This is a genomic window from Streptomyces sp. NPDC050418, assembly GCF_044458745.1.
In the GTDB taxonomy this organism is placed as follows: Bacteria; Actinomycetota; Actinomycetes; order Streptomycetales; family Streptomycetaceae; genus Streptomyces.
The window spans coordinates 1-13,399 of sequence record NZ_JBITIG010000011.1 but is presented as its reverse complement, the minus strand read 5'-3'; the positions used below and the strand labels follow the sequence as shown (position 1 = coordinate 13,399).

10 protein-coding genes are annotated in these 13,399 nt (G+C 71.4%); 1 reads left to right on the top strand and 9 read right to left on the bottom strand.

The window, feature by feature from the left end:
* The first annotated feature begins 635 nt into the window (after positions 1-635).
* Positions 636-1,748 (top strand): acyltransferase family protein, encoded by a 1,113-nt coding sequence (locus tag ACIBI4_RS25715; protein WP_399206403.1) that lies wholly within the window; start codon positions 636-638, stop codon positions 1,746-1,748.
* A gap of 100 nt (positions 1,749-1,848) precedes the next feature.
* Here the strand turns inward: ACIBI4_RS25715 and ACIBI4_RS25710 are convergent, their stop codons facing one another.
* From ACIBI4_RS25710 to ACIBI4_RS25670, 9 genes are all read right to left on the bottom strand, one after another.
* Entirely contained in the window at positions 1,849-3,237 is a 1,389-nt protein-coding gene (locus ACIBI4_RS25710; RefSeq protein WP_399206402.1) for a DUF6177 family protein, read from the bottom strand.
* Positions 3,238-3,274: 37 nt separating this feature from the next.
* The gene (eccCa, locus tag ACIBI4_RS25705; RefSeq protein ID WP_399206400.1) at positions 3,275-7,258 is read right to left on the bottom strand and encodes a type VII secretion protein EccCa; all 3,984 of its coding nucleotides are present in this window, start codon (positions 7,256-7,258) and stop codon (positions 3,275-3,277) included.
* A gap of 52 nt (positions 7,259-7,310) precedes the next feature.
* Positions 7,311-8,516 carry a MinD/ParA family protein gene (locus ACIBI4_RS25700; protein WP_399206641.1) on the bottom strand — a complete coding sequence of 402 codons (1,206 nt, stop codon included), beginning with the start codon at positions 8,514-8,516 and terminating at the stop codon, positions 7,311-7,313.
* 66 nt (positions 8,517-8,582) lie between these two features.
* A complete protein-coding gene (gene eccD, locus ACIBI4_RS25695) occupies positions 8,583-9,935 on the bottom strand; it encodes a type VII secretion integral membrane protein EccD (protein ID WP_399206399.1) in 1,353 nt (450 codons plus the stop codon).
* A gap of 13 nt (positions 9,936-9,948) precedes the next feature.
* Complete coding sequence (locus tag ACIBI4_RS25690) at positions 9,949-10,281, bottom strand: hypothetical protein (RefSeq protein WP_399206398.1); 333 nt, start codon at positions 10,279-10,281, stop codon at positions 9,949-9,951.
* A gap of 68 nt (positions 10,282-10,349) precedes the next feature.
* Entirely contained in the window at positions 10,350-10,793 is a 444-nt protein-coding gene (locus ACIBI4_RS25685; protein WP_399206640.1) for an HD domain-containing protein, read from the bottom strand.
* 137 nt (positions 10,794-10,930) lie between these two features.
* The gene (locus ACIBI4_RS25680) at positions 10,931-11,458 is read right to left on the bottom strand and encodes a hypothetical protein (RefSeq protein ID WP_399206397.1); all 528 of its coding nucleotides are present in this window, start codon (positions 11,456-11,458) and stop codon (positions 10,931-10,933) included.
* 71 nt (positions 11,459-11,529) lie between these two features.
* On the bottom strand, positions 11,530-11,928 hold the full coding sequence (locus ACIBI4_RS25675; protein ID WP_399206396.1) for a hypothetical protein: 399 nt from the start codon (positions 11,926-11,928) through the stop codon (positions 11,530-11,532).
* Between the two features lie 11 nt (positions 11,929-11,939).
* Positions 11,940-13,399 (bottom strand): ADP-ribosyltransferase (locus ACIBI4_RS25670; protein WP_399206395.1); only part of this gene is annotated, 1,460 nt, incomplete at its 5' end.

Below are 13,399 nucleotides of genomic sequence, written 5' to 3'. Positions count from 1 at the left end.
CCTGCCTATGCGGCGGGTGACGCATCGTCGGCCATCCCGCCTGCGGTCCCGCGGAGGCTCGCACGGGTCCCGTGGCGGCCACGGCGCGGGTACGGAGCGGGCACGGGGCGCACACACGATGGTTACGCGCCCTCATTACGCGGGCACATGCCGCATTCAATTCGGCTTGATCGTTGCCCTACGCACGCGGTCTGTTCGCAGGGAATTCGAATTGTTGCCGCGCGCACAGTACTTGGGGCGCACACGGGGAGGGAACCGTCGGCTCCGCTCACGTATTCACCTCGAATGAACATGAGGAGTTTGGTGAGTAAAGGCCAATGAAGCGGACATATCACCAGAGTCGCCTGCGGATGCTATGCCCGGATATAGCGGGATTGATAGGCCCATGCCGTAAGGAGAGTTGAGTCACTATTAGGTGGCGGGATCTCTAAGTCGACTTACGCGTAAGCGTGTACGCAGGCAGAACTCGCCATACATGGCGCTCATCACGTCCGATATTCACCGGAGGGGTTTTACGGGAACGCTCCGCCGCCACTAGGGTGCCTCAAATGTTCCACGCTGCCACTACCCCCGAAGGCGCAGTGCGGTCACAGCACCGGACCCCGCTCCCCCCCGTCCAGGAACCGGCATCCGGTGTGCCGAGTCCGCGCTCCCCCCACAACGTCACGGACCGTTCCCCCGCGGCCTCCGGTGAGCAGAAGTCCGGCAAGCAACGCGACGCGTTCTTCGACAACGCGAAGTACCTGGCGATCGTCCTCGTCGCGATGGGACACGCCTGGGAGCCCCTGACCGACCACTCCCGCGCCGCCGAGGCGCTGTACATGGTCGTCTACACGTTCCACATGCCGGCCTTCATCCTGATCTCCGGATATTTCTCGCGCAGCTTCGACATGCGCCCGGACCGGCTGCGCCGCCTCGTCACCGGGGTGCTCGTGCCGTTCGTGGTCTTCGAGGTCGCGTACACCCTCTTCAAGCGCTGGGCGGACGACGACCCCACGCAGCCGATCAGCCTGCTCGACCCGTGGTACCTGACGTGGTTCCTCGTCGCCCTCTTCGTATGGCGTCTGACGACCCCGCTGTGGAAGGCGATCCGCTGGCCCGTTCCGGTCTCGCTGGCCATCGCCGCGCTCGCCACCGTCTCGCCCGACATCGGTGACGACCTCGATCTGCAGCGCGTCCTGCAGTTCCTGCCGTTCTTCGTGGTCGGTCTCGTCCTCAAGCCCGAGCACTTCCAGATGGTGCGCCGCCGCGAGGTGCGGATCCTGTCCGTGCCGCTGTTCGCGTTCGCGCTGCTCTTCGCGTACTGGGCGGGCCCGCGGATGACGTCCGCGTGGTTCTACCACCGCGACAGCGCCCAGGAGCTCGGTGCTCCGTGGTGGGCCGGCATCGTGATGACGCTGGCTCTGTTCGTTTGCTCGATGGTGATGGTGGCGTGCTTCCTCGCCTGGGTGCCGCGACGCCACATGTGGTTCACGATCCTCGGTGCGGGCACGCTGTACGGCTACCTGCTGCACGGCTTCCTCGCCAAGGGCTCGCGCTTCTGGGGCTGGTACGAGGACTACGCATGGCTGCACAAGCCGCTCGGCGAGATCTTCGTGACCCTGGTCGCGGCGACCGTCGTGACGCTGCTGTGCACGCCGCCGGTGCAGCGGATGTTCCGCATCGTGATGGAGCCCGACATGAAGTGGGCCTTCAAGCGGGACGCGGCGGAGCTCGCCCGGGAGCGGGGTCGGCACAAGGCCGGCTGAGGCTTGGCTTGTTGTCTTGCATACGTGAGGGGCGCCTGCGACGGATCGCAGGCGCCCCTCACGTATGCAAGGAGAAGTACCGCCCCCCTTGGAGAAGTGACTACTCCCCCTTGAGGTGCCGCATCAGCTTCTCGAAGTCCGTCCAGGCCGTGAGGTCCGACGGGTCGCCCGGCAGCGGGTAGTAGAGGGCGGGGCGGGTCTTCGGGCCGAGTTCCAGCGGGGCCGTGCCGAGCGGGGTGCGGCGGGCGCGGTCCCCGGGCATCGAGCGGACCTCGTCGGCGCCGAGCGCGAAGCCCGCGGGCACGCCGGGCGCCTCGAAGCGCGGGAGCACGGCGAGGTCGCGGCGGGCCTTGCGCACCTGGACCAGGAGCGACTGGAGGCGGTGGCGCGTCGCGAGGGTCTCGGCGATGCCGGGGAGCGCGTCGAGCGGGAGCGGTGCGCCCTCCCCGTATCCCGCGATGACGGTGATGTCCTCCTCGACGCCCGCCTTCGTACGGCTGACGCGCAGGGTCGCGAAGAGGTCCTCGCCGACCGCGTAGAGGAGCGTGGGCTCGGGGGCCCGCTCGTGCGCGAGGTCGGTCAACTGCCGCAGGGACCACGGGAGGTTGACGGGTTCGGCGGTGCCCCAGCCGATGGGCGGTGCGCCGCGCAACGCGTGGCAGACGGATTCCAGGGCGCCGCCGAGCACCAGGCGGTCGTCGGCGGGATGGACCGTGCGGAACTGCAGTGTGAGCTGACGTTCGCCGGTGTCCGTGACGTCCTTGAAGACCTCGGGCACGGGTGTGGTGCCGTCCGCGTCGGGCACCGGCTGGAACAGTCCGCCCTGCCAGGCGAGCACCGCGCCGGACAGCCCGTCGTAGTATCCGCACTCCTCGTCCCGTACGACCCAGCGCGAGGGCCAGCCGTCGAGCGCGGCGCGGACGGCCGGGGTGAGGCGGGCGCCGGGCGGCGTCACGATCTGCAGGCCGATGCCGGCGGCCGCTGCCGCGGAGACCGCTGTGGAGAGCCAGGCCGTCATGGGGACGACCGGGCGGTCCTGGATGACGACGGCCGCCTTGTCGGTGAGCACGTCCACGGAGCCGCCGCCGCCCTCCGCGTTCACCTGGACGCCCTCGGACTTGATCACGTCGAGCGTGCGGGCGGCCTCGGGCGGCCAGACCGCGCCGCCCGCGAGGGAGGCGATCCGGGACACGTAGCCGCTCGCGAGCTGTTCGGCCGCGGCGACGCCCGTGGTGGCGCGGGCCTCGGTCCACCAGTACGGAAGGTCCGGTTCGCGCACGCCGAGCAGCCGGGTGGCCTCGCCGGGGACCTGGACGAGCAGCGGGGCCTCGACGGAGACGAGGGGGCGGCCCTGCTCGTCGCAGAGCTGCACCACGGCGCCTTCGCCGGCCGCCTGCAGCTGCTGGTCGGGGCCGCCCGCGAGGAGGCTCGCGAGGATGGTCAGGGGGTCGGGCATCCGCTCCGTGAGGGCGATGACGTCCTTGGTCATGAGGGGCTCCCTGCGCGCACGGTCCGGATCACCTCGGTCATGAGTGGCTCCCCGCATGCACCGTCTGAATCAGCCGCGAGGGCTCGCCCCGCCGCACGAACGTTCCGCGCCCCGAGGGCTGCGCGGACGCGTACACCCCGGGGAAGAGCTGGCCCTCGCTGCGGTCGCCGGTCATCACCAGCGCCGACGAGCCGGACTCGCGCAGACCCTGCACCATCGGCTCGTACAGGCCGCGCGAGGCGCCCGCGACGCGCCTCGTCAGCACGAAGTGCAGGCCGATGTCGGCGGCCGAGGGGATGTAGGGCAGGAAGGGCGCGAGGGGCTGCTGGCCCGCCGTCGTCAGGACGTCGTAGTCGTCGACGAGGACCACGATCCGCGGGCCCGAACCCCAACTGCCGGGCTCCAGGTCCTCGGTGTCCTGACTGTCGTCCGGCAGGCGCTTCTCCAGCTCGGTGGCGATACCGGCCGAGAGTCCGGCGGCGAGCTTCGTGTTGTACGCGTAGCCGCCGCGGTACTCCTCGGGGATCGCGCCACGCAGCCCGCGCCGCGGGTCGAACACGGCGAAGACCAGCTCGTCCTCGCTGTAGCGCTCCATGAGGCCCTCGGCGACCACGCGGAGCAGGTTCGTCTTGCCGCACTCGCTGTCGCCCATCACAAGGAGATGCTGGTCGTGGTGGAACAGGTCGAGCAGCACCGGCTTGAGCGCGGACTGGTCGAGCGCGATCGGCACCCGCTTCGGCTCGGCGGCCGGCCCCGGCAGCAGCTCCTTGTCGAGGACGTGCGGCAACACCCGTACGGGCTGGGCGACTTCGCCGGTCCACGTGGCACGGACCGTGCGGGCGGTGCGCTCGAGGACCGTGCCGAGTTCGGCCGTGTCGGACGAGGAGTCGGTACGGGGCAGGGCGACCTGCGCGAAGAGCTTGCCGTCCGTGAGGATGCGGCCGGGCTCGTCCGGCGAGAGGGTCTCGGCGAGCTTGCGGTCGACGCTGGACTCGGTGGGGTCGTTGAGGCGCAGCTCGACGCGGGTGCCGAAGGTGGTCTGGGTGGCGATGCGGACGTCGTTCCAGCGGAGCATGCCGGCGACGATGTGGATGCCGTAGCCGCCGCCTCGCTTGAGCAGGTCGGTGACCGCGTCGTCGAGGTTCTCGAAGTCGTCGCGCAACGCGCCGAAACCGTCGATGAGCAGCACGATCTCGGTGGAGGCGAGTTCGGGCAGCCGGCCCGCGGCGCGCAGGTCGCGCAGCTGCTCCACGGAGTCGATGCCATGCGCGCGGAACAGCTCCTCGCGCTGCTCCAGCATCGAGCGCACCTCGTCGACGGTACGGGCGGCCCGCTCGCGGTCGGCGCGGCCCGCGATCCCGCCGACGTGCGGAAGGCCGGAGAGCGCCTGCAGTCCGCCGCCCACCAGGTCGAGGCCGTAGATGCCGACTTCCTGCGGGGTGTGGGTGAGTGCGAGGGACAGGGCGAGGGTGCGCAGGAGCGTGGTCTTGCCGGACTGCGGGCCGCCGATGACGGCCGCGTGGCCGCCCGCGACGGTGAGGTCGAGGATCCACTGGCCCTGCCACTGCTTGGCCGGGTCGTCGAGCAGCCCGAGCGGTACCTGCAGCGGTCCGCGCCGCCCGCGCAGCTGCATGCCGCGCGCGCCCACGTCGACCGGGCCCGCCACCTTGTCGAGAGCGATGGCCTCGGGCAGCGGCGGGAGCCAGATCTGGCGTACGGGGTCGGTGGGCGCGTTCTCCAACTGGGAGACCAGGACGCCGAGTTCGGTGGGTCCGGTCTCGCGGCGGCGCATCTGCGGCTCGGCCGGGCCGCGGGCGTCCGGTTCGGCGAGCGTGTTGTACGCGTCGTAGGCGAGGGCGAGCGGTCCGCTGTCCTCCTCGTCGCGGGCGACGGGTCCGCGGTAGGCGCCGGAGACGTACGAGGCCTTGAAACGCTCGTAGACCGACATATCGACCTTCAGATAGCCGAAGCCGGGCAGCGGCGGCAGATGGAAGGCGTCGGTGGTGTCGAGGACGGTCCGTGACTCGTCGGCGGAGAAGGTGCGCAGGCCCAGGCGGTACGAGAGGTAGGTGTCCAGGCCCTTGAGCTTGCCGCCCTCGATGCGCTGACTCGACAGCAGAAGATGCACTCCGATGGAACGGCCGATACGGCCGATCGAGAGGAACAGATCGATGAAGTCCGGCTTGGCGGTGAGGAGTTCACCGAACTCGTCGATGACGACGAAGAGGTGCGGCAGCGGGTCGAGGTCGGGGCGCTTGGAAGCGCGCAGGGCCGCGTAGTCGCCGATGTCGGCGACGTTGCCCGCGTCCTTGAGGACCTGCTGGCGGCGCTTGACCTCACCGGCGAGGGAGGCGTGGACACGCTCGACCAGACCGGCCTGGTTCTCCAGGTTGGTGATCACGCCCGCGACGTGCGGCAGGTTCGCGAAGGGCGCGAAGGTCGCGCCGCCCTTGTAGTCGACGAGGACCAGCGAGAGGTCCTCGGGCGGGTGCGTGGCGACGAGCGCGAGGACGAGGGTGCGGAGCAGTTCGGACTTGCCGGAGCCGGTGGCGCCGACGCACAGGCCGTGCGGTCCCATGCCCAGCTCGGAGGACTCCTTGAGGTCGAGCAGGACGGGCTCGTGGGAGTCGCCGATGCCGATCGGGACGCGCAGGAAGGACCGTTCGCCGCGTGGCGCCCAGAGTTCCTCCAGGTCCAGGTGGGCCACGTCGTCGATGCCGAGGAGCTCGGCGAAGTCGACCGGTCCGGAGAGCGGGGCGTCGGCCATGGACTCGGCGGAGAGCCGCAGCGGCGCGAGCATCCGCGCGATGCCCTCGGCGCCCGGCACGGTCACCTCGTCGACGGTGCCGTGGGCGCTGATCGGCTCCCGCTCGCGCAGGTCCTCGATCACGACGCGGTCGCCGTCCACCGTGATCCGTACGGACACCTGGCCGGGCTCCTGCACGCGCTCGGCGAGCAGGTGGAGCACGGAGACGCCCATGTCGCGCAGGCCCACCGCGTCGTCGGGGCGCGGCAGTTCGGCCGCGTCCTCGCCGTAGCCGTCGGAGACGACGAGGAGGCGCGACGACATGGCGAGCGCGGCCTTGTCCGACAGACCGCGGCGCACCTCGGCCGCGTACGAGGCACGGCGGCGCAGCTCATGGCCGATCTGGCGGGCGAGCTGGGCGGGCGACGGGGCGATACGGCGGGCGGCGACGGGGCCGTCGAACTGCTCGGAGTCGAGCAGATGCGGCAGCCACTTCGCCCACTCCCAGTCCTTGAGCCGCTCCCCCGGCACCGCGAGCGCCATCGCCACGTCGTCCGGGGCATGGGTCGCGGCGGCCTGGACGAGCAGGGCGCGGGCCACGCGCAGGGTGTCCTCGCGCGGGCCGACGACGCTGATGTTGCCGACGCGGTCCAGCGGGACGGTGAGCGGGAGTTCGGTGCCGGTGCGGAAGCGGTCCATCAGGGCGGACGCCTCGTTCAGCATGAACTTGTCGGGCGGCGTGAGCACCGAGGAGCCCTGCTGCTGGAGCTTGAGGTCCCGAACCGGCATCTCGCCCGTGCCGACCCGCACCCGCAGGAAGTCCCCGTCCATCCTGCGCCGCTCCCACAGCCGGGCCGGGTCGCGCACGATGTCGTACAGCGCGGACGGCGGCGGGTTGAGGATCCCGGCGCGCTCGCGGCGCTGCTTCTCCTCACCGGAGAGCTCCTCGCGCAGCTCCTCCAGGTATTCGAGGTACGCCTCGCGCTGGGTGCGGCGGGCGCGGCCCGCCTTGCCCTTCTGCGAGAAGACGAGGACGACCGAGCCGATGATGGTGACGATCAGGATGAGCGCGCCGATCGCCGCGAACGCGCCGTTGCTGCGCAGCACCGTCATCATCACGACCGAGGACATCACGCCCGCGACCGGCAGCAGCGAGGTCGCGATGTTGCCGCCCTTGCCGTCGGGCAGGTTCGGCGGCGCCTCGATGACACGGGCCTCGGAGGCGGCGGCGGGCCGCGTGGTGCGGGCCGGGCGGTGGATCAGTCGGGTGCTCATCTTTTCCCTGTACGTGTCCTTTTTCCTGTACGTGGGGTCTGCTGTACGCGGGTCAGCGGCGCTGCTGCGAGAGCTGGAAGACCTCGGCGGCGAGCCGGGTCGCGGCCGTGCGGGTCGGCTGCGCGAGCAGTTCGGTGCGGATCGCCCCGCCGGAAGCCAGGTGCCGGTCGTATGGCAGGAGCTGGACCTTCACCCCGGTCGCCTTGAGCTTCGCGGTCGCCTTGCCGAGGTCGAGTCCGCTGTGCGGCACCGTCTCGGTGAGCACGACGACCGTGCCCTCGATCATGTGCGGCGGAAGCTGCCGCATCCACTGCAGGACGGAATACGTGGACGTGACGCCCTCCAGCGTCGCGGGCGCGACGAGGACCCTGGCCTGGGCGGCGGACAGCGCGGTCCGCGCGACCTCGGCGGGCAGCGTCTCGCAGTCCACGACCGTGATCCCGAAGTAGCGGCGCAGCGAGACCATGACCTTCTCGTACGCCTTGAGGTCCAGCATCGCGCCGATCTGGCCCTGGCTGCCGGGCAGCAGCCAGGCGTTGTCGGGGAGCTGCACGAGATAGCCGGTCACATCGAGCAGCGACATCTGCGGCACGACGATCGAGGCGAGATCCCCGGTCGTCCAGCGCAGCGCCTCGGCGCCGACGCGCAGCGGCAGCGTGCCGAGCGCCGGGTCGGCCTCGACGAGCAGGACGGGGTCGTGGCGGTAGTGCGCGTAGGTGGTGCCGAGCAGCGCGGAGACCGTGGACTTGCCCGCGCCGCCGCGGATCGAGGTGACGGCGATCTGCCGGCCGGTGGTGACCGGGGCCTGCAGCAGCTCGCCGAGCCGCTTCGCGTCGGCGACCTCGCGGGCGGCGCTCGACGAGACGGTTCTGCGGACGGCACGCAGCGCCCGGGTCACGAAGGCTTCACCGTGCCGCGCCTTGCGCCGCGCGGCGGCCAGCTCCCCGTCGAGCACCTGCCGGGAGTCCGGGGTGCGGGGCGCGGGCTGGGCGTAGGGAGAGGCGGGGGGCTGCTGCTGCTCGTAGGGCTGCGGGGGTACGGGGTGTGGGGCGGGTGCCTGCACAGGGGCGGGCTGGGCGGGGGCGGGGGCGGATGCCTGCGTGGGCACGGGTGCCGGTCCAGGTGCCGGTGCCTGTGCGGGGACGGGCGTCTGTCCGGGCACCGGTACCGGTGCCTGTCCGGGAACCGGCGCCTGACCTCCCGTACCCCTGAGGTCGCGCAGCACATCGCCCTGCCAGTTGCCGCCGCCGTTCGGCATGTCCGTGCTCACTTCCCTGCGCCCCGTTCCCTGTTCCCTGTCACCCGGCAAAGATCTGCGCTCCGCTCAGAACTTGTCGAGCAGCTGCCCGTACACACCGAACGCCCCGACCGCGAGCGGGAAGAGCCCGATGACGCCGATCGACTCGATCAGATCGGCGAGCCTGCGCAGCCGCACCACCACATGCTCGGGCGGCTGTACCGCGAGCACCAGGAGCGGCAGCACCGCCGCCACGGCCAGGACCGCCAGCGGCCCGACGCCTTCGGCGTGCTGCATCCACAGCGTCACCAGGCGTACGGCGAGGAAACCGGCCGCCGCGAACAGCGCCACGACCTCGGCGACCAGCGGGAAGGCCCGCGCCCGCGACAGCAGCACCACCGCGGTGAGCGAGGTGAGCAGCACGGTCCACACGGTGGGCCGGGCCGACGTCAGCAGGAAACCGGCGGCCGCTGCCGAGATCGCGGTGGCGATCGTGGCGAGCGCGAGCCCGCGGTGCGTGGCGGCCAGCGCGCCGGCGACCTGGTGGCGGCTGACGGAGGCGCCGCCGGAGCGGCGGTCGTCGAGGCCGGTGAGGCCCGAGGCCATCAGCGCGAGGCGCGGCAGCATGCCGAGCAGCACCACGGAGACCACGGCCATCACGGCGCCGAGCCGCGCCGGGTCGTCCTGGACGGCGGCGGCCGCTTCCCAGATCAGCGTGAACGCCGCGGTCGCGGCGGCCCCGACGAGCCCGCCCCGGCCGAGCGGCGAGAAGAACCCGAGGAGCAGTTGCGTGAGGACCAGCGCACCGCCGACCGCTGCCGTGCGGACCTCGCCGGACCAGGCGTGCGCGTCGGCGGCGGTCCACGCGGCGAGCAGGCCGAGGACCCCGGAGGTGACGAGGAGCGCGGTGGCCAGGCCCCGGTTGCCCGCGCCGAGCCTGGCGACGAGCGCACCGGCGGCGGCGAGGACGAGCGTGACCGCGATGAGTCCGGTCGCGACGGACGCGAGGCCGAACTCGCCTCGGGCGAGCAGCGCCGCGATCGAGGCGAGGAGCACGGTGGCGACGCCGGCGCCGGCCCGGCGCGCGGCGGGCCGCCACCGCCAGGCGCGCAGATCGAGATCGTCGGCGACCTCGTCGGTCACGTCGTGCACGATGGGTGCGGGGGGCGCCGCGTGGGCCCGTACGAGGCGGAGCACCGCGCCGTCCGCCACCTCGGCGGAGGACAGGGTGCTCTCGTGCGGCAGTACGGCGCCGTCGGAGGTGATCAGCTGCCGGGTCATCGGCCGTGCGGCGGCCCGGTCGTCGAGCAACTGGAGGATGTCGGGCAGCAGTTGCCCTATGGGTGTGTCCGACGGCAGAACGATGTCCGCCCGCCGGCGCTCACCGACGAGGGTCACTCGGCTGAGTTGCGCTCGGGAACTCGTTGCAGTGCTCACCACTTACCGGAACCTATCATCGCGAAGTCGGGGCGGACGCTGGGCCGTTGGCGCCGAATTGACCGGAATGCCAGCTCTGTTCCAGGGGCTCGGCGCCGAGCAGTTTCTCCTGCTTCTGCTCCTGCTTGCGCTGCTCGTCCTTCTGCTTCTCGAGCATGCTCTGCACGAAGGACCAGCCGACACAGCCGGCGCACAGGACGGCGGCGATGGCGATCCCCGCGAAGACCTTGCCGAGCCGTTCATCGGCGGTGCGGCGCGCGCGCTGCGCACCGAAGAGCAGGGCGTCGCGCAGCCGTCGGCGGCGTACCGACACCGACTCCAGCAGCTGACTGTCGTAATCCCGCGCCATTCCTCAGCGTCCCCAGTCGTCCACGGTCATCCTCAGCAGTCCCGGCCGTCCTCGGCCCTCAGGCGTCGTCAGGCGTCCTCGGCGAGGCCGAGGAGTTCGCGCATCCGCGCGTACTTGCGCGCGAGCCGTTCCTGCGTGGGCGGGTCCAGCTCGGCCCGCCGTACCGGATCGGAATTGTGCGCGAGGTCGGCCGTCTTGACGAGCAGTGCCCCCGGCGTCGCGAGGATACGCGCCGCGTACGCCTCCGGTTCCTCGCCCTCGCGCTTGGTCAGCGCGAGCACGATGGCCTTGGTGGCGGGGGTCAGCGCGGCGGCCTCCAGCCACTCGGCGCTCAGGGCGTCGTCCTCGATCGCGTCGTGCAGCCAGGCCGCGGCGATCTGCTCGTCGCTGCCGCCACGGGCCCGGGTCCCTTCGGCGACGGCCTGCAGATGCCCGGTGTACGGGCGGCCGGCCTTGTCGGTCTGCGTGGCGTGCGCGCGGCGGGCGACGGCCTCGACGTCGGCGAGGCTCATCGGCTGCGGCTGCGGCTTCTGCTCATCGGACACGATCGGTCTCCCCCTCGGCTTTGCCTCCGCAACATAAGGCATCGACAAGGGGGAGGTACAGCTCGAAGGAGGACGGGTGGGACGACTCACGCGCCCCGCCCGCCTCAGCTGCCCAACGGGTCACCGAAGAACACGCCGGAAATCACCAGGAAACCGAACCAAAGCGGCGGAATCAGCGCGACATACGACAATGGCCGCTTGTGCAGCGGCACCCCGGCCGGCACCTGAGCCCCGTGCTGCCCCGGCACGGGCGGCTGCAGCGCCCGGACCCTGCGGCGCGCGAACAGGTTCGACAGCAGCGCGAACGGCGTGAAGAACACCAGCGAGAACGGGCTCCACCACCCCTGCCACAACGTCTTCCCGCTCATCTCGCGATAGACGCCCTCACCGCAGGCCGCGCACATGGAGCCGTCGAGCTTCTGGAACCGCATGGCGATGAGCAGCCCCTGATGAGCCCGGAACGTGACCCTCTCGGCGGGCATCCCACCACAGAACCGGCAACCGACGGGCCCCGTAGCGGGGTTGTGCCACCCGGCGCCCCACCGGGGCTGGCCCTGGGCGGGGATGGGCTGCTGATCGGCGTACGGGTTCTGCCGGCCGTACGGATTCTGCTGCTGCGGCGAAGTGCTCACCGGGGTCCCCCTGTTTGGTTCTTGGTGCTTTTGCGTGCGCAACGCCTACGTTGCGCGGAGCGCAGCGGTCATCAGGAGTGACCCGCACGCTCCTTGAGCGCGGCGAGAGTGGCGGACTCCTGCGGCCCGTCGGTCCGGACGTGACTCAGGTCGTCACCGCCGTACGCGATCAGCTCGCGCAGGGCCTCGGTCGGCCGGAGCCCGTTCGCCTTGGCCTCGCGCAGACGGCGTGACCACTCGGTGCTCTTGCGGTACGCGGCCGGGCCGCCCGCCTTGCGGTACAGGAACCCGCCCGCGTCGTCCTCGTCGTTGGCGAAGGCGTAGCCGACGATCCCGCCCTCGCTGTCGACGACGGTCAGATACTGGACCGGCTTGTCCGTGTCGGGCCGGTAGAGCGGCGGACCGCCGGGCGCGGCGTCGAACCGCAGGTCCTCGTCAAGGCGCGGATTGGGCCGCTGTTCCCTGCTCATCAAGTCGTTCCTCACTGGCGCGGCAGGACTTCACCGTAGACCTGCACCTGCCCCTTGTCGTCCATGAAGACCCGGGTGACCCGGTAGCTGGAGCCGCGTCCGAGGAGCAGCTCCCGCTCCGTCACGTCGTACTTGCTGACCTTCTCGACCCACAGCGCGGGCGTGCCCTCGGGCACCCGCAGGTGCAGGACGGCTTCCTTGCCGGAGAAGCTGGCCACCGGGTTGTTGCCGAGAGAGGTCGAGAAGTATCCCTTGTCCGGGTACGTCTTGCCGATCATGTCGTCGTACGAGGACAGGTTCAGGTGACCGAGACCGGTACCGCGGACCACCATGATGTCCTCGGGCACCGGCTTCCCGGCCATGACCTTGTCGATCTCGGCGATGTCGGCCCGCACCGCGGGGGTGTCGTACGCCGCGTCGCCGCGCAGGTAGCCGTTCATGTCGATGTACGACGGCGGGGTGTCGCCCGTGTAGTCCCACAGGGCCTGCTTCGCGGCCGGGTCGAGATCGTCCACGTACTGGTTCCAGTGGTCGCGGCCGTAGGCGATGGCCGCGTCACCGTCCGGGAACGACACCGCGCCCTCGTTGAGTTCCGCCGCCGCCACGCGGTGCTGCTCATCCGGCGTGAGCCGGTTGAACTCGGCCTCCGACATGCTCGGTTCGTAGGTGAACGTGCTGTCCGAGGCGCCGGAACCGGGGCCGTCGCCCGCCGCACCATCGGACTCGTCACCGGCGTGCGCGGCATCGTCCGCCGCGCTCGTGTGGTCCGGGTTCCCGGCGTGGGCTGCGTCGTCGCCGTGACCGGCTGCGTCGTCGCCGTGGGAGGCCGCGTCGTCGCCATGGGGGGCCGCTTCATCGCCGTGACCTGCAGCGTCGTCGCCGACGTGCGCCCCGTCGTCCGCGTGGGATCCGGGACCCGTCGGGATGTCAGGGCCGGAACCGGGGCCGTGCGGCGGCAGGTGGGAGCCGCCGGAAGTCGAGCCCGGGACCGCGTTGTCGGCCGTGCCGGACGGGACGTGACTGTCGCCCGCGTGCACCCCCACGAGGACCGGCTGCTGCACGGGCGTCTGCTCGGGGAGCTTCTCCGCCGGGATCGGGTTCGGGTCCACCGCCCCGTTCGGCGAGATCAGCGAGCCGTCGGGCTCCAGGACCCGGCCGTCCGGCAGCGCGACCGAGTCGTGCGAGACGGTCGTCCATCCCTCGGGCAGCTTGAGCGCCCCGGTGGGCGTGGTGACCGCACCCTCGGGGATGGCCGCGCCCTCGGGAAGCGTGAAGGAACCGTCGGGCATACGGAGCGAGCCCTCGGGCAGCCGGACCATCGTGTCGGGCAGCGGCGGGATCTCGATCGTGCCGACGCCTTTGAGTCCGGCCATGATGTCGCCGAGTTTGGACAGGCCGGCGCCGCCGGCCTTGGTGATGTAGGTCATCGGGTCGATGGCCTTACCGGCCTTCGACAACGCGGACAGCGTCT